Below are 15,581 nucleotides of genomic sequence, written 5' to 3' on the forward strand. Positions count from 1 at the left end.
GAGGGTGTCGAATGGGTCAGCAGGAGAAGGTGGCAACGAGCCTCGCGGGCGCCGTCGGCGAGGAGATCAGTGCCTCCCTCGCACCGGTCGACGCGGAGCTGGAGCGCCGCTACCCCGGAGACCCGGGCACCCGCCAGCCCGTCCACACCGTCTACGTCCCCGGTGACGTCTTCGCCGCCGACACGATCCGCTCCTGGGGCGACAAGGCCCTCGCCGCGCTCGACGAACACGCCCCGGACGCCGCCTCCTTCGCCGCCGTCCTCGGTCTCGCCGACGACCTCGCCGAGCCCGTGTACTCCCGCGTGCGCGCCAAGCTGGAGCGCGAGCCGATCGAAGACCTGCGCGTCGACTTCGAGGACGGCTACGGCAACCGCGCGGACGCCGACGAGGACGAGGCGGCCGCCCGCGCCGCCCGCCTGATCGCCGAGGCGTACGAGCAGGGCACGGCCGCCCCGTACATGGGCATCCGCATGAAGTGCATGGAGGCTCCGGTGCGCGCCCGGGGAATCCGCACCCTCGACGTCTTCCTCAGCGGCCTGATGGAGGCCGGCGGCCTGCCCGACGGGCTGGTCCTCACCCTGCCCAAGGTGACCTATCCCGAGCAGGTCACCGCCATGGTGCGGCTCCTGGAGGCCTTCGAGAAGGCGCGCGGCCTCACGCCCGGCCGGATCGGCTTCGAGATCCAGATCGAGACCAGCCAGTCCATCCTCGCCACCGACGGCACCGCCACCGTGGCCCGCATGATCCAGGCCGCCGAGGGCCGCGCCACCGGCCTGCACTACGGCACCTTCGACTACAGCGCCTGCCTCGGCGTCTCCGCCGCCCACCAGGCCAGCGACCACCCGGCCGCCGACCACGCCAAGGCGGTCATGCAGGTCGCCGCCGCCGGCACCGGCGTACGCGTCTCGGACGGCTCGACCAACGTCCTGCCGGTCGGCCCCACCGCGCAGGTCCACGACGCCTGGCGGCTGCACTACGGCCTCACCCGCCGTGCGCTCGCCCGCGCCTACTACCAGGGCTGGGACATGCACCCCGGCCACATCCCCACCCGGTACGCGGCCGTCTTCGCCTTCTACCGCGAGGGCTTCGAGCAGGCCGCCGCCCGCCTCGCCCGCTACGCCAACCGCACCGGCGGCGACGTCATGGACGAGCCCGCCACCGCCAAGGCGCTCAGCGGCTACCTGCTGCGCGGCCTGGACTGCGGCGCCCTCGACATCGGCGAGGTCGCCCGGCTGACCGGCCTCACCCGAGCCGACCTGGAAGGCTTCTCCGGGCCCCGGCGCGGCGACCTCACGGCATCGGCGCAGTAGGGTCCGCCGACGGCGTCCGGCCCCCGGCGAAGGGATCCGCCGGCCCGGAGCCCACGTACCGCTCCAGGCCGGACGCCGTCACCCGCTCCTCCTCGGCGAACAGCCGCGTCCCCCGGTCGCACAGCCGCCGGTCCGCCCGCGCCCGCGCGCAGAACTCCTCGGGCGTCGCGCCGAACAGCGCGCGCAGCCGCGCCGACCCCCGCAGCAGTTCGGTGATCAGGGGCCGCTGCGCCCCCGGATGGCGCCGCGGCGCACCGGTGCCGTCGTGCAGCACGCCGTGGCGGTTGACGTACGCGTAGGCGCCGGGCAGCACCGAGCCGTCCCCCGGCTCGACGCGCACGTCGGGCGCGGGCAGCCAGACGCGGTCGAAGTTGCCGCCCGCCATCGGCACGCCCTCGCTCGCGTCGATCACCGCGAGCTGCTCGGCGTCGAGCCACAGGACGAACAGCTCCCGTACGGTGCCGGGGGCGCCCACCGGCGAGGCGGACACGTAGCCCATGCGGCTCACGTGCGCGGAGACGCCGATGTCCAGCCCGGTGACCCGCGACCGCACCATCGGGATCGGCGAGCCGATGCCGAACTCGGCCATCTTGTGCCGCAGCTGACCGGGGCTCGCGTTGGAGCCGATCGCCAGCACCGGGACCCGGCCGTCCTCCTCGTCGTACACCGCCCGGTCCAGCGGCAGCAGCCGGTCCCCGTCCAGCAGCCCGGACTCCCGCGGCCACGCGCCGGGGTACAGCAGCGGCTCCTCGCGCGGCACCCCGGCCAGCCCGAGCGCCCGCAGCGTCCGGTCCTCGCCGGGAGGTGTCGACACGGTGTGATGCTCCTCGTGGATGTGGCTGTGGCTGTGGCTGTGGCGGTGCGCTCAGGCCGACGGCGGCAGCTCGCCCGACCCCCGGGTGACCAGCCTGGTCGGCAGTTCGATGCGGTCCGGGGCGAGGAGAGTGCCGTCCAGCTGCCTGAAGAGCCGCTCGGCGGCGGTGCGGCCGAGGGCGGCCGCGTCCTGCGCGACCACGGTGACGCCCGGCTGGAGCAGGTCGGCCAGCTCGATGTCGTCGAAGCCGACCAGGGCGACGCCCCGGGTGTGCTCGGCCAGGACCCGGATCACGGTGACCGTCACCCGGTTGTTGCCGGTGAAGATCGCGGTGACCGGCCGCGGGGCGGCGAGCATCTCCTCGGCCGCCCGGCGCACCCGCACGGGATCGGTGACGCCCAGGGACATCCAGGAGTCCTCGACCGGTATGCCCGCGTCCTCCATCGCCGCCCGGTAGCCGCGCAGCCGCTCGCCCGCGGTGTGGATGCGGGGCATGTCGCCGATGAAGCCGATCCTGCGGTGCCCGTGCGCGATCAGGTGGGCCACGCCGTCGCGGGCACCGCCGAAGTTGTCGGAGACCACCACGTCCGCGTCGATCCGACCCGCCGGGCGGTCGACGAAGACCGTGGCGACGCCCGCCTTCAGCTCGGGCTCCAGGTACCGGTGGTCGTCCCCGGCGGGGATCACCACGAGGCCGTCCACGCGCCGTGCGCACAGTGCGAGGACCAGCTCCTGCTCGCGGTCCGGGTCCTCCGCGCTGGACCCGTTGATCAGCAGGGCGCCGTGCGCGCGGGCCACCTCCTCCACCGCGCGGCTGAGCGGCCCGTAGAACGGGTCGGCGAGATCCTCCAGGACCAGGCCGATGCTCGCGGTGCGGCCCTTGCGCAGCACCCGCGCGCTGTCGTTGCGGCGGAAGCCCAGCGCGTCGATGGCCTCCTGGACGCGGCGCTCGGTCTCGGGAGTGACGCCGGGCTCCCCGTTGACCACCCGGGAGACGGTCTTGAGGCCGACCCCGGCCCGGGCGGCGACGTCCTTCATGGTCGGGCGATTGCCGTAACGGTTCCCGGGGAGGCGGTCTGCGCGGCGGGTCGTGTCGGGCACGATGCGGTGTCCTGTCCTGTCGTCCACGGGATTGCGTCGGCTCCTGCTGTCCGGGGGGATGTGTCGGTGATGGGCTTGTATGAGGATGTGGCGTCGAGCATAGAGCCTGGACAACGTTGTCAGATGCGGGAGACACTGTCCATCGCACTCTCCGGTCCTCGTCCCCATCGCGGGACCGGTCGCTGCGCGCTCGTGTTGTACGGCTTTTTCGCTTTCGGTCCGACGGGGAGATCCGACTCTGATGCACACCGACCTCGTGGCAGCGCTGGACATCGGCGGCACCAAGATCGCCGGCGCACTGGTGGACGGCCACGGCCGCATCCAGGCGCGCGCACAGCGTGCGACACCTGCCCGGGAGGACGGTGACACCGTGATGGAGGCCGTCGAGGCCGTTCTCGCGGAGCTGACCGCTTCGCCCCTGTGGGGGCGGGCCACGGCCGTCGGCATCGGCAGCGCGGGTCCCGTGGACGCCTCGGCCGGCACCGTCAGCCCGGTGAACGTCCCCGGCTGGCGCGACTACCCGCTGGTCCGACGGGTCCGGGACGCCGTCGGCGGCCTGCCCGTGGAGCTGATCGGGGACGGGGTGGCCATCACGGCGGCCGAACACTGGCAGGGCGCCGCCCGCGGCCACGACAACGCGCTGTGCATGGTGGTCTCGACCGGCGTCGGCGGGGGGCTGGTGCTGGGCGGCCGGCTGCACCCCGGGCCGACCGGCAATTCCGGCCACATCGGCCACATCAGCGTCGACCTGGACGGCGACCCCTGCCCGTGCGGCGCGCGCGGCTGCGTGGAGCGCATAGCGAGCGGTCCGAACATCGCCCGGCGCGCCCTCGACGCGGGCTGGAGGCCCGGCCCGGACGGCGACACCTCCGCCGCCGCGGTCGCCGCCGCCGCCCGCTCCGGCGACCCCGTCGCCGTCGCCTCCTTCGAACGGGCCGCCCAGGCGCTGGCCGCCGGTATCGCGGCCACCGCGACCCTCGTCGAGATCGACATCGCCGTGGTCGGCGGGGGAGTGGGCAAGGCGGGGGAGATCCTCTTCGCCCCCCTGCGCAAGGCCCTCACCGACTACGCGACGCTGTCCTTCGTGCAGCGCCTCGCGGTCGTCCCGGCCCAGATGGGGACGGACGCCGGGCTGGTCGGCGCGGCCGCGGCGGCGCTCACGCGGACGGCGTCGGTGACCGCCGCGCACGTCTGAGGCAGGGGAGCCCGTACGACTCGGTGTCCTTGGGCGCCGCCCGGTACGAATCGGCGTCCTTGGATGTCGCCCGGTACGAATCGGTGTTCTTGGATGTCGCCCGGTACGAAATGGTGCCTCGGAGGCGGCCGGTCGAATCGGTGCCTCGCAGGCTGCGTCACCGGCGGCGAGCCGCAGGGGACGCGGCGGTTCGGCGGCCTGGGCCCGCGGTACGACTCGGTGTCCTCGGTGGCTTCCCCGGTCCAGACCGTGACCTCCCGCGCGGCGGCGTAGTTGAGCGGGGCATGAAGAAGCGCAGCATGCTCGCCCTCGCGTCCCTCGCCACCGGCTTCGTGGTCGCGGCCGTCACCCCGTCCCACGCCGCGCCGAGCGAACTCCCGCTCGGTCTCGGGGTGGACGACACCGTCAGCACCCTGGAGGACACCGTCGCCACCGAGAGCCTGGCCCTCGACGGCGACGCCCTGGGACAGCTGGGCTGACACCCTCCGGCCGGGCCGAAGTGCCCGGTGCGGACCACGCGGCGCCGGTGCCCCGAGGGGGCGTCGGCGCCGCTGTCATATGCCCTTTCTCCCCGCCCCCACGGGGCCGGGTTTCCGTGGCAGGGTGAAGCGGGCAAGCCACAGGGGGCCAACAGAAGAGGGGGACCTGTGACCGTCGTCTGGATCAACGGCGCGTTCGGTGCGGGGAAGACCACCACCGCACGGGAACTGATCGAACTGATCCCGAACAGCACGCTCTTCGACCCCGAGGTCATCGGCGGGGCGCTCGCACACCTGCTGCCGCCCAAACGCCTGGCCGAGGTGGGCGACTTCCAGGATCTGCCGATCTGGCGCCGGCTGGTGATCGACACGGCGGCCGCGCTGCTCGCCGACCTCGGCGGGACGCTCGTGGTCCCGATGACCCTGCTGCGCCAGGAGTACCGGGACGAGATCTTCGGCGGTCTCGCCGCCCGCCGGATCGAGGTCCGGCACGTCCTGCTGGCCCCGGCCGAAACGATCCTGCGGGAGCGAATAGCGAGCCGCGAGACCCCGGAGGACCTGCCGGACGGCGAGACGCGGGTACGGCAGTGGTCCTACGACCACATCGAGCCCTACCGCGCCGCCCTCGCCGCCTGGCTCACCGCCGACGCCCATCCCGTCGACACCGGCGCCCTCACCCCCTACGAAGCGGCCGTCCGGGTCGCCGAGGCCGTCGGCACGGGCGCCGTGCCGGCCTGCGAGATCGTGCAGACGCCGGAGCCCACCGGTGAGACCGTCGCCGCCGGCGTCCTGCTCTTCGACGAGCGGGACCGGGTCCTCCTCGTCGACCCCACCTACAAGCCCGGCTGGGAGTTCCCGGGCGGCGTCGTCGAACCCGGCGAGGCACCGGCCCGCGCCGGCATGCGCGAGGTCACCGAGGAGACCGGGCTCAGCCTCGACGACGTACCGGCCCTGCTGGTCGTCGACTGGGAACCACCGGCACCCCCCGCCCACGGCGGTCTGCGGCTGCTCTTCGACGGCGGCCGGCTCGACACCGCGGCCGCCGACCGGGTGCTGCTGCCGGGAGCCGAGCTGCGCGACTGGCGCTTCGCCACCGAGGACGAGGCCGCGGCCCTGCTGCCCCCGGTCCGCTACGAGCGGCTGCGCTGGGCGCTGCGGGCCCGGGAGCGCGGCGCCGCCCACTACCTGGAGGCGGGCACACCGGTCGGCTGACCGTTCGCCCTCCCGGCCCGCCGTCCCGTACGCCGCGGCCCGGCGTCGCCCGCGTCAGCCCGCCTCCCCGTAGGTTCGCGCCGAAGCCCTCAGCACCTCCCCGGCCCGCGCGGTCACCGGATCGCCGTGTCCGAAACAGGCCACCTCCGTGTCGAGGGCCGCCAGCCGCCCGAAGGAGGCGAGGGCCCGGTCCCGGTCGAGGTTGAAGACGCCGAGCAGCACAGCGCCGTCGACCGGCGAGGCGGCGACGGCGTCGCCCGTGAACAGCACGCCGTGGGACGGGAGGTGCAGCGCGATGCTCCCGTCCGTGTGACCCGGCGCGTGCACGACCCGGGCCCCGCCGCCGAAGTCCAGGACGTCACCGTCCACCACCTCGGTCAGCCGGGCCGGGCGGGCGAAGTCACCTCGCGGGAGCCGACGCGCGGCGTTCGCGTGCAGCGGGCGCTCCCAGTCCTCGAGCACGGGCGGCGGACCGGGCACCTCGCCCCGCACGACGGGCGCCTCGGCGGTGTGCGCCACCACCTCGGCCCCGGTGAGCGCGGCGACCTCCTGCGCGCCGCCCGCGTGGTCCTCGTGGAAGTGGGTGAGCACGACACGCCGTACCCGGCCCGCGGTCCGCGCGGTCTCCGCGATGCGGGCCCCGTACCCGGCCGGTCCGGCGTCGATCAGGGTCACCTCGTCCCCGTCACGCCAGAGGTACGCCTGACCGACGGGGAAACGCAGCAGGCTCAGGCCCGGCAGAAGTTCGACGACATCCATGGGACGACCGTAGGCAGGGCCCCGCCAGGTGGCGAGGCCCCTCTGCCGACGGCAGAGTCCGACGGGCGCGGGCTCAGCTCGCCGCGTAGTTGCGCAGGAAGTGCGCCTCCGCCACCGACAGCCGCTCCAGCTCCTCGGGGGACACGCTCTCGTTCACGGCGTGGATCTGGGCCTCGGGCTCGCTCAGGCCGATCAGCAGGATCTCCGCCTCCGGGTAGAGGGAGGCCAGGGTGCTGCACAGCGGGATGGAGCCGCCCTGACCGGCGTACTGCATCTCCTCGCCGGGGTACGCCACCGCCATCGCGTCCGCCATGGCCCGGTACGCGGGGCTCGTGGTGTCGGCGCGGAACGCCTGACCCTGGCCGATCTGCTCGACGGCGACCCGCGCGCCCCACGGCGTACGCGCCTCCAGGTGGGCCCGGAGCAGCTTGGTGGCCTCGGCGGCGTCCACGCCCGGCGGCACCCGCAGGCTCACCAGGGCCCGTGCGCCCGCCTGCACCGACGGGGTGGCGCCGACGACCGGCGGGCAGTCGATGCCGAGCACCGTGACGGCGGGCCGCGCCCAGATCCGGTCGGCCACCGAGCCGGAGCCGATCAGCTCCACGCCGTCCAGCACCCGCGCGTCCCGGCGGAACTGCTCCTCGTCGTAGGCCAGCCCCTCCCAGGTGCTGTCCGCCGCCAGACCGTCGACGGTCGTCGAGCCGTCCTCCGCGCGCAGCGAGTCCAGTACGCGGATCAGGGCGCCCAGCGCGTCGGGCGCCGCACCGCCGAACTGGCCGGAGTGCAGGTTGCCTTCGAGCGTGTCGACCTGCACGCGCAGCATCGTCATGCCGCGCAGCGTGGAGGTGACCGTCGGCAGCCCGACCCGGAAGTTGCCCGCGTCGCCGATGACGATGGTGTCGGCGGCCAGCAGCTCGGGGTGTGCCTCGGCGTACCGCTCGAGTCCTCCCGTGCCCTGCTCCTCGGAACCCTCGGCGATCACCTTGACGTGCACCGGCACGCCGCCGTTCGCCTTCAGCGCGCGCAGTGCCAGCAGGTGCATGAGCACACCGCCCTTGCAGTCCGCGGCGCCCCGCCCGTACCAGCGGCCGTCGCGCTCGGTCAGCTCGAACGGCGGAGTGGCCCAGCCGGCCTCGTCCAGCGGCGGCTGCACGTCGTAGTGGGCGTAGAGCAGCACCGTCTTGGCGCCCTCGGGCCCCGGCAGGTACCCGTACACCGACTGGGTGCCGTCCGGCGTGTCGAGCAGGTCCACGTCCTGGAAACCCTCGGCGCGCAGGGCCGCCGCTATCCACTCGGCGGCTCCCTCGCTCTCGCTGCGCGGGAACTGGTCGAAGTCGGCCACCGACTTGAAGGCCACCAGCGCGGCCAGTTCCTCCTTCGCGCGGGGCATCAGCGAAGCGACGGTCTCGGCGACCGGATTCGACGACATGGGCACGCTCCTTGTGGGTGCGACGTTGTACCAAGGAGTACTTGGAATGACGGGCCGATCCTCCCACAGTGGCCTGCGGCGATGCCCGCCGTAGGATGCGGGGGTCAGGTGCGGCAGGCGGTTTGATCGGAGCAGTAGACCATCGTGAGCAGCGAGAACTCTTCGGCGGACGACGCGCGTCAGGTCTGGGACGTGGTCGTGGTGGGCGCGGGACCGGCGGGGGCCTCGGCCGCCTACGCGGCGGCGGTCGCGGGGCGGCGCGTGCTGCTGCTGGAGAAGGCGGAGCTGCCCCGCTACAAAACGTGCGGCGGCGGCATCATCGGACCCTCGCGCGACACCCTCCCCCCGGGCTTCGAACTGCCCCTCCAGGACCGTGTGCACGCGGTGACCTTCTCGAACAACGGGCGCTTCACCCGGACCCGGCGCTCCCGGCAGATGCTGTTCGGGCTGATCAACCGGCCCGAGTTCGACCTTCAGCTCGTCGAGCACGCCCAGAAGGCGGGTGCCGAGCTGCGCACCGGGGCGACCGTGACCCGGGTGGAGCAGCACGGGTCGGCGGTGCCGGACCGGCGCACGGTCGCCGTCGTCCTCCAGGGCGGCGAGACGGTACTGGCCCGGGCCGTGGTCGGCGCGGACGGCAGTGCCAGCCGGATAGGCGCGCACGTCGGGGTGAAGCTCGACCAGGTCGACCTCGGCCTGGAGGCGGAGATCCCGGTGCCCGAGACGGTCGCCGAGGACTGGAAGGGCCGGGTGCTCATCGACTGGGGCCCGATCCCCGGCAGTTACGGCTGGGTCTTCCCCAAGGGCGACACCCTGACGGTCGGGGTGATCTCGGCGCGCGGCGAGGGCGCGGCGACCAAGCGGTACCTGGAGGACTTCGTCGCCCGGCTCGGGCTGGCCGGATTCGAACCCAGCGTCTCCTCCGGCCATCTGACGCGCTGCCGCGCGGACGACTCGCCGCTGTCGCGCGGCCGGGTCCTGGTCTGCGGGGACGCGGCCGGGCTCCTGGAGCCGTGGACCCGCGAGGGCATCTCCTTCGCGCTGCGCTCGGGACGGCTCGCGGGGGAGTGGGCGGTGCGCATCTCGGAGGCGCACGACGCCGTGGACGCGCGCAGGCAGGCCCTGAACTACGCGTTCGCGGTCAAGGCCGGTCTGGGCGTGGAGATGAGCGTCGGCAAGCGGATGCTGGCGGTGTTCGAGCGACGCCCCGGCCTCTTCCACGCGGCCCTGACCGGCTTCCGCCCGGCGTGGAAGGCGTTCAAGGACATCACACAGGGCTCGACCTCGCTGGGTGAGCTGGTCCGCAGCCATCCGCTGGCGCAGCGGGCGTTGGGCGCGATGGACCGGCGGCCCGCGCAGTCCGCGCCGTCCGCACCGTCCGAGCCGTCCGCACAGTCCGAGCGGTCCGAGTCGTCCGCGGGGGAGGAGACCGGCGCCTGACGCCGGTGTCCGGCGGGTCAGGGCTTGATGTCGATCCGGAAGACCGGGTGGTCGCCGGCGGCCGCGGCGAGTTCCTCGTCGGAGGACTTCGCGGTCACGCCCTTGAAGTACTGGTTGACCTCCCAGCCCCACTTCGCCAGGTAGGTCCGCAGGATCGGGAGCTTCTCCTCGTCGGGAAGCTCCACCGCGGTGAACACCCGCACCTTGCGCCCCACCCGCAGCTCACCGCCGCCGGCGGCACGCATGTTGCGCACCCACTGCGAGTGGCCGCGCGCCGAGACCAGGTACTGCGCGCCCTCGTAGGTGTGCGGATTGACCGGGATGCGCTGCATCTGCCCGCTCTTGCGGCCGCGCACGGACATCTCCGCGGTGCCCGCGAGGCTGACGCCGTGGCGCGCCAGCCGGCCGATGACGCTGTTCAGCCGGACGGTCAGCGGGCTGCCCTTGCGGTAGTACGGCGCGGTCGTCGACATGGTGGCCTCCAGCAGGCAGGACATGGAGAGCGCCGCTCACTTTTGTGAGCACTGCTCTCGCTCGGTGGTCCCAGTGTGCACCGCTGCGCCGCGGGAAAGCAAGAGCAGTGCTCTCGTTTGTGTGCACTGCTCCAAATCCGTGGAAGACTGTCCCCCATGAGCACCGCAGACGGAGTCCGGGGCGTCCGCGCCCGGGCGAGGATCGAGGTCACCGCCGCCATCAAGGCCGAGGCGCGCGCACAGCTCGCCGCGGAGGGCGCGGCCAAACTGTCCCTGCGGGCCGTGGCCCGCGAGCTGGGCATGGCCTCCTCCGCCCTCTACCGCTACTTCCCCAGCCGCGACGACCTCCTGACCGCCCTGATCATCGACGCCTACGACTCGCTCGGCGGCGCGGCCGAGGCGGCGCGCGACTCGGCGGCAGGCCTCGGACCCGCCCGCCGCTGGACCGCGGTGTGCGAGGCGGTACGCGTCTGGGCGCTGGCCCACCCCCACGAGTACGCGCTGATCTACGGGTCGCCGGTGCCCGGCTACACCGCGCCCGAGGACACGATCCCCGCCGCCGCCCGGGTGGGCGAGGTGCTCATCGGCATCCTGCGCGAGGCGCACCGGGGCACGGGGCTCGCCAAGCCGGTGCTGCCCGCCGAACTGCGGCCCGAGGCCCACCGGATGGCCGCCGACCTCGCCCCCGACCTGCCGCCCGAGACCGTCACGGCGATGGTGGCGTGCTGGGCCGAGCTGTTCGGGCTGGTCGGGTTCGAGGTGTTCGGGCAGTTCAACCGGGTCGTCGAGGACCGGGAGACGTTCTTCCGCCACGCGGCGGACCGGCTCGCCCACGCGGTCGGCCTCGTGTTCCCCTGACGTCCGGCGGCGGGCGCGCGGTCGTGCGCGGGTGTACTTCGCCGGGAGTACGTGTGATCACCACGCGCGGGTGACGCCGCCCGCGGGGCCCGGCGTCTAGCGTGGCGGACATGGACGGACAGCGCGAGCGCGCGGGCCGGGCGCCGCAGTGGTGGCGGCACGGGCCCCCGTGGCGGAACCCGCGGGACGACGAGGAGCAGCGCCCCCGGTGGCCCTGGCGCTCCACTCTGCTGGTCACGGCGTTCGTCATGGTCGGCTCGAACTTCGCCGCCCACGCCCAGGAGGCGGAGCGGGCCGCTCTGGACCCGTTCGCCCGCACGCTGCTGTTCGTGACGGGGGCCGCCCTGCTGTGGCGGCAGCGGTACCCGGTGCCCGTCGTGTTCGGCACGGCGGCCACCACGCTGGTCTACCTGGGCGCCGGATACCCGTACGGCCCGGTGTTCGTGGCCGTCGCCGTGGCCTGCTTCAGCGCCGTCGTCGCCGGGCACCGCAAGGCGGCCTGGACGGCGATGGGGACGCTGTGGGCCGGGCACGCCCTGGTGGCGCACTGGCTCTACCGGTGGCTGCCGCCGTCCGGGGACTCCGCGGCGTCCTGGGGGCAGGAACTCGTGATCGCCACCTGGGTCGTGGCCGTCGCGGCCCTCTCCGAGCCGGCCCGGGCCCGCCGCGAGCAGTGGGCGCGGGAGCGGGCGGAGCGGGCCCAGGCGGCGCGGCGGCGCGCGGACGAGGAGCGGTTGCGGATCGCCCGCGAGCTGCACGACGTACTCGCCCACAGCATCTCCGTCATCAACGTGCAGGCCGGGGTGGGACTGGCCCTCCTGGACACCGACCCGGAACAGGCCCGCACCGCCCTCAGCACCATCAAGGACCAGAGCAAGGAGGCGCTCGGCGAGGTGCGGCAGGTGCTCGACACCCTGCGCACCCCCGGGGACGCGCCGCGCGCTCCGGCCCCCGGCCTCGACCGGCTCCCCGAACTGGTCGAGCAGGCGGCGAGCGCGGGTCTCACCGTCGAGGTGGAGGGGAAGCCGCCGCGGCTGTCGCCCGGCACCGACCTGGCCGCGTTCCGCATCGTGCAGGAGGCGCTCACCAACGTCGTACGGCACTCCGGTTCCCGGCACGCGCGCGTGTGCCTCGACCGGGACGGGGGCACGCTGCTGCTGCGCGTCGACGACGACGGCCCCGCGACGGGCGCCGAGGCGGGCGGCAGCGGCAACGGGCTGGCCGGGATGCGGGAGCGTGCGGCGGCGCTGGGTGGCACCATCGAGGCGGGCCCGCGTCCGGACGGCGGCTTCCGGGTGCTGGCGGCCCTGCCGATCGACGTGAAGAAGGCGGCCACGTGACACGTACGGCACAGTCGAAGGAGGACGACCGGTGATCCGCGTACTGCTCGCCGACGACCAGTCACTGGTCCGGGCCGGTTTCCGGGCACTGCTGGACGCGCAGGCCGACATCGAGGTGGTCGCCGAGGCCGCCGACGGCGAGGAGGCGGTGCGCTCGATCCGCGAACTGCGCCCCGACGTCGTCCTCATGGACATCCGCATGCCCCTGCTCGACGGCCTCGCCGCCACCCGCCGGATCACCGGCGACCCGGGGCTGCACGACGTGAAGGTGGTCATGCTCACCACCTTCGAACTCGACGAGTACGTCTTCGAGGCGATCCGTTCCGGGGCCTCCGGCTTCCTGGTCAAGGACACCGAACCGGCGGAACTCCTGCGCGCCGTGCGGGCGGTGGTGGACGGGGACGCGCTGCTGTCGCCGGGGGTGACGCGCCGTTTGATCGCCGAGTTCGCGGCGCGTTCCAAGGAGCCCGCGGCGGCCGGGGAGATGGCCCGGCTGACCGAGCGGGAGCGCGAGGTGATGGCCCTGGTCGGCATCGGACTGTCCAACGAGGAGATCGCCCGCCGGTTGGTCGTCAGCCCGCTGACCGCCAAGACCCACGTCAGCCGCACCATGGTGAAGCTGGGCGCCCGCGACCGCGCCCAACTGGTCGTCCTCGCCTACGAGTCGGGCCTGGTGCGGCCGGGCTGGCTCGGCTGACCGCCGTGCCCGTACCGGACCAGGACGCTCACCACCCGCACGCAGAACACCACCACGGCGAGCGCCACGTCGGCCCCGACGAGTGCGGAGCGCACCCCGCCCGTCAGGCCGAAGAGATACGCGGGCCACGCCACCGCACCGAACAGCACGGCCGCCGCGAACGCCGCGCTGCACAGCGCGTAGCCGATCTCGACCGTGATGGCGTCCCGCTCGCCCTGCGTGCGCCGTCGCCCGTAAGTGTCCATGCCGTCCAGTCTCCCAGCGCGGCGCCCGGCACGGGTCGCCTCACCTCCAGGTGACACCCGACCGCTCGCGCCACACCGCGGCGAGCGACCCGTCGCCGGTCACTTGGGGGAACGGCCGGCGGTTCCACAGCGCCGGGTAGAGGAGCGCGGCGGGCCCGGACAGCTCGCAGTCGGCGCCCCCGGTGTCCTCCCGCACGGTCACCGGCGGCCGCGCGGACAGCCGTACGGTCCACACGGCGTCCGGCGCGTCCGTCACCCGGACCCGCAGCGTGCGGGGCTCCTCGGTGCGCACGGCGCTCTTCTCGCGGGCGTGGAAGGCGCACAGCAACTCGTCGATGCCGTCCACCGCGAAGTCCACGCCGACACCGCTCGGTTCAACGCCGCGCGCCGATTCGGCGTCGATCCGGTGCACGGTCGTCTCGTGCGCCTGGCGCCGGGCCCAGAAGGCCAGCGGTGACGGGGCGGGCAGGAAGTGCCAGCACCGCACGTCCGGTGCGGCACCCGCGAGCGTCTCGACGAGCCGACCGTGACCCTCCCGGAACCAGGCCAGCAGCGGGGCGCCGTCGAGGTCGGTCAGATCGTCGGCGGGCCGGGGACCGGTGAGTTCCTCGGCGACGAACGCCGTCGCCCAGCGGTGCACCATCCCCGTGTGCCGCAGCAGGTCCCGCACCCGCCAACCGGGGCAGGTCGGCACCTCGGCGTCGCTGCCCGCCGCCTCGGCGGCCGCGGCCAGCAACGCACCTTCACGGTCCAGGATCTCGACGTACGCGGCAGTCTTCACGGCAGGCAGTCTGCCGCATGGAGCGGACTCGACGGCAGGTCCCGCCGGTGCCTTCCCGACGGGGCGGCGTGGTGCGGCTCAGCCGGGAACCGCCGCGCGTCGCGTCGCGACCGCGATCAGCACCGCCACCGCCGCGAGCACGGCCACACTGGTGAGGGCGGCCGACAGGGACAGCCAGTCGGCCATGAAACCGATCGCGGGCGGGCCGAGCAGCATGCCGCCGTAGCCCAGGGTGGACGCCGTCGCGACACCGCTCGGGCCGCCGAGCGCGCCGGCCCGCTCGATCGCGACCGGGAAGATGTTGGCCAGCCCGAGGCCGGTGATCGCGAAGCCGAACAGCGCCACCCACACGGAGGGGGCGAGCGACCCGAGCAGCATGCCGGCCACCGCGGTGGTGCCGCCCGCCACCACCGTGGCCGTCCGGCCCAGGCGTTCCAGCAGCGCCGTCCCGGTCAGCCGGCCGACGGTCATGGCGAGGGCGAAACACGAGTAGCCCGCCGCCGCCAGGCCCGGGGAGGCGTCGAGGTCCTGCTCCAGGTGCAGCGCGCCCCAGTCGGCCATCGCGCCCTCGCCGTACGCCGTGCACAGGGCGATGAGGCCGAAGGTGACGACGAGGCGACGGGTACGGCGGTCCCGGTGGTGCGGGACGCCGTCCTGCTCGGGCGCGCGCTCCGGCGGCGCGGCGGGCTCGCAGCGCAGCAGGGCACGGCCCGCGAACAGGGTGACCAGCAGCCCGGTCACGGTGAGGGCGAGCAGGTGCCGCGTCGGCGACAGCGCCCCGGCGACCAGTCCGCCGAGCCCCGCGCCGACCATGCCGCCGAGGCTGAACGCCGCGTGGAAGCTGGGCATGATCGGGCGCCGGAGTACGGCGACCAGGTCGACGGCGGCGCTGTTGAAGGCGACGTTGATCCCGCCGTACGCGCTGCCGAAGACCAGCAGGACGGCGCCGAGGGCGAGCGCGGAGTGGGTGAGCGGGGGCAGGGCGATGCTGAGGCAGAGCAGGACCGCGCAGCCGACGGTGACGGGATGGCTGCCGTAGCGGCGGACGAGTCGTCCGGTGAGGGTCATGGTGACGACGGCGCCCGCCGAGACGCCGAGCAGGGCGAGTCCGAGGGCGCTGGCGGAGGCGCCGGTCTGCTCCTTGATGGCGGGGATGCGGACCACCCAGCCGGCGAAGACGAAGCCGTCCAGGGCGAAGAAGGCGGTCAGGGCGATGCGGAGACGGGTGAGATCGTCGCGGGTGCCCGGCACGGCGCTGTGCGATCGGGCTTTGTTTATTTGCGGCACAAACTCAGGCTAGGTGCCGGGTGGGGGAGGCGGCAAGGGCGCCCGGGGTCGAGGGCGGGGCCCGGGCCGGTGACGAGGCCGGTGCCGGTGCCGGTGCCGGTGTCGTGGGCGGGGTCGGGGCCGGTTCTCGGGCCGGGGCTGTGGAGGTGCGTGGCGTGGGG

16 protein-coding genes are annotated in these 15,581 nt (G+C 74.2%); 8 read left to right on the top strand and 8 right to left on the bottom strand.

From position 1 onward, the window contains the following. The first annotated feature begins 11 nt into the window (after positions 1–11). Positions 12–1,310 (top strand): DUF6986 family protein, encoded by a 1,299-nt coding sequence (locus B9W62_RS34065; RefSeq protein ID WP_087810765.1) that lies wholly within the window; start codon positions 12–14, stop codon positions 1,308–1,310. On the opposite strand, the gene B9W62_RS34070 is transcribed toward B9W62_RS34065, so the two are convergent. Both B9W62_RS34070 and B9W62_RS34075 read right to left on the bottom strand, forming a co-directional pair. After that, the gene (locus tag B9W62_RS34070) at positions 1,291–2,124 is read right to left on the bottom strand and encodes a hypothetical protein (RefSeq protein ID WP_087810766.1); all 834 of its coding nucleotides are present in this window, start codon (positions 2,122–2,124) and stop codon (positions 1,291–1,293) included. The two genes, B9W62_RS34065 and B9W62_RS34070, sit on opposite strands and share 20 nt — an antisense overlap. Positions 2,125–2,175: 51 nt before the next feature. Further along, positions 2,176–3,252 carry a LacI family DNA-binding transcriptional regulator gene (locus tag B9W62_RS34075; protein ID WP_179235805.1) on the bottom strand — a complete coding sequence of 359 codons (1,077 nt, stop codon included), beginning with the start codon at positions 3,250–3,252 and terminating at the stop codon, positions 2,176–2,178. Positions 3,253–3,466: 214 nt separating this feature from the next. Between B9W62_RS34075 and B9W62_RS34080 the strand changes: the two genes are divergently transcribed. From B9W62_RS34080 to B9W62_RS34090, 3 genes are all read left to right on the top strand, one after another. Beyond that, positions 3,467–4,420, top strand: coding sequence for an ROK family protein (locus B9W62_RS34080; RefSeq protein ID WP_087810767.1), 954 nt, complete (start codon positions 3,467–3,469; stop codon positions 4,418–4,420). A gap of 284 nt (positions 4,421–4,704) precedes the next feature. Then, complete coding sequence (locus tag B9W62_RS34085) at positions 4,705–4,899, top strand: hypothetical protein (protein ID WP_087810768.1); 195 nt, start codon at positions 4,705–4,707, stop codon at positions 4,897–4,899. A gap of 168 nt (positions 4,900–5,067) precedes the next feature. Further along, positions 5,068–6,111 carry an NUDIX hydrolase gene (locus B9W62_RS34090; RefSeq protein WP_087810769.1) on the top strand — a complete coding sequence of 348 codons (1,044 nt, stop codon included), beginning with the start codon at positions 5,068–5,070 and terminating at the stop codon, positions 6,109–6,111. A gap of 54 nt (positions 6,112–6,165) precedes the next feature. Here the strand turns inward: B9W62_RS34090 and B9W62_RS34095 are convergent, their stop codons facing one another. Together B9W62_RS34095 and B9W62_RS34100 are read right to left on the bottom strand one after the other, a co-directional pair. After that, positions 6,166–6,870 carry an MBL fold metallo-hydrolase gene (locus tag B9W62_RS34095; protein WP_087810770.1) on the bottom strand — a complete coding sequence of 235 codons (705 nt, stop codon included), beginning with the start codon at positions 6,868–6,870 and terminating at the stop codon, positions 6,166–6,168. Positions 6,871–6,943: 73 nt separating this feature from the next. Next, positions 6,944–8,299 carry a dipeptidase gene (locus B9W62_RS34100; RefSeq protein ID WP_087810771.1) on the bottom strand — a complete coding sequence of 452 codons (1,356 nt, stop codon included), beginning with the start codon at positions 8,297–8,299 and terminating at the stop codon, positions 6,944–6,946. Between the two features lie 144 nt (positions 8,300–8,443). On the opposite strand from B9W62_RS34100, the gene B9W62_RS34105 reads away from it, so the two are divergent. Beyond that, positions 8,444–9,739, top strand: a complete 1,296-nt coding sequence (locus tag B9W62_RS34105) for a geranylgeranyl reductase family protein (protein WP_087810772.1) — start codon at positions 8,444–8,446, stop codon at positions 9,737–9,739. A 17-nt stretch (positions 9,740–9,756) separates the two neighbouring features. Here the strand turns inward: B9W62_RS34105 and B9W62_RS34110 are convergent, their stop codons facing one another. Further along, the gene (locus B9W62_RS34110) at positions 9,757–10,236 is read right to left on the bottom strand and encodes a nitroreductase family deazaflavin-dependent oxidoreductase (protein ID WP_256976675.1); all 480 of its coding nucleotides are present in this window, start codon (positions 10,234–10,236) and stop codon (positions 9,757–9,759) included. 132 nt (positions 10,237–10,368) lie between these two features. Here B9W62_RS34110 and B9W62_RS34115 point away from each other — a divergent pair, with 132 nt between their 5' ends. The 3 genes from B9W62_RS34115 (at position 10,369) to B9W62_RS34125 (ending at position 13,107) form a co-directional block, all read left to right on the top strand. Further along, complete coding sequence (locus B9W62_RS34115; RefSeq protein ID WP_087810773.1) at positions 10,369–11,070, top strand: TetR/AcrR family transcriptional regulator; 702 nt, start codon at positions 10,369–10,371, stop codon at positions 11,068–11,070. Positions 11,071–11,180: 110 nt separating this feature from the next. Next, a complete protein-coding gene (locus B9W62_RS34120; protein ID WP_087810774.1) occupies positions 11,181–12,410 on the top strand; it encodes a sensor histidine kinase in 1,230 nt (409 codons plus the stop codon). 31 nt (positions 12,411–12,441) lie between these two features. Beyond that, positions 12,442–13,107: a response regulator transcription factor gene (locus B9W62_RS34125; RefSeq protein ID WP_087810775.1), complete on the top strand. Its 666-nt coding sequence runs from the start codon at positions 12,442–12,444 to the stop codon at positions 13,105–13,107. Here the strand turns inward: B9W62_RS34125 and B9W62_RS34130 are convergent. The 3 genes from B9W62_RS34130 to B9W62_RS34140 form a co-directional block, all read right to left on the bottom strand. After that, the gene (locus B9W62_RS34130) at positions 13,068–13,352 is read right to left on the bottom strand and encodes a DUF6332 family protein (RefSeq protein WP_087810776.1); all 285 of its coding nucleotides are present in this window, start codon (positions 13,350–13,352) and stop codon (positions 13,068–13,070) included. The genes B9W62_RS34125 and B9W62_RS34130 overlap by 40 nt on opposite strands. A 40-nt stretch (positions 13,353–13,392) precedes the next feature. Beyond that, entirely contained in the window at positions 13,393–14,133 is a 741-nt protein-coding gene (locus B9W62_RS34135) for a maleylpyruvate isomerase family mycothiol-dependent enzyme (RefSeq protein ID WP_087810777.1), read from the bottom strand. 78 nt (positions 14,134–14,211) lie between these two features. Continuing rightward, entirely contained in the window at positions 14,212–15,384 is a 1,173-nt protein-coding gene (locus B9W62_RS34140) for an MFS transporter (RefSeq protein WP_087810778.1), read from the bottom strand. Between the last annotated feature and the right edge of the window lie 197 nt (positions 15,385–15,581).

The sequence above is a fragment of the Streptomyces sp. CS113 genome (assembly GCF_002188365.1).
GTDB classification, from domain to species: Bacteria; Actinomycetota; Actinomycetes; order Streptomycetales; family Streptomycetaceae; genus Streptomyces; species Streptomyces tendae.

What these genes read in the sequence shown, in the direction of transcription:
- B9W62_RS34065 (WP_087810765.1), top strand. Translation starts at nt 12, where the DNA reads ATGGGTCAGCAGGAGAAGGTGGCAACGAGCCTCGCGGGCGCCGTCGGC.
- B9W62_RS34080 (WP_087810767.1), top strand. Translation starts at nt 3,467, where the DNA reads ATGCACACCGACCTCGTGGCAGCGCTGGACATCGGCGGCACCAAGATC.
- B9W62_RS34085 (WP_087810768.1), top strand. Translation starts at nt 4,705, where the DNA reads ATGAAGAAGCGCAGCATGCTCGCCCTCGCGTCCCTCGCCACCGGCTTC.
- B9W62_RS34095 (WP_087810770.1), bottom strand. Translation starts at nt 6,870, where the DNA reads ATGGATGTCGTCGAACTTCTGCCGGGCCTGAGCCTGCTGCGTTTCCCC.
- B9W62_RS34100 (WP_087810771.1), bottom strand. Translation starts at nt 8,299, where the DNA reads ATGTCGTCGAATCCGGTCGCCGAGACCGTCGCTTCGCTGATGCCCCGC.
- B9W62_RS34110 (WP_256976675.1), bottom strand. Translation starts at nt 10,236, where the DNA reads ATGTCCTGCCTGCTGGAGGCCACCATGTCGACGACCGCGCCGTACTAC.
- B9W62_RS34115 (WP_087810773.1), top strand. Translation starts at nt 10,369, where the DNA reads ATGAGCACCGCAGACGGAGTCCGGGGCGTCCGCGCCCGGGCGAGGATC.
- B9W62_RS34120 (WP_087810774.1), top strand. Translation starts at nt 11,181, where the DNA reads ATGGACGGACAGCGCGAGCGCGCGGGCCGGGCGCCGCAGTGGTGGCGG.
- B9W62_RS34130 (WP_087810776.1), bottom strand. Translation starts at nt 13,352, where the DNA reads ATGGACACTTACGGGCGACGGCGCACGCAGGGCGAGCGGGACGCCATC.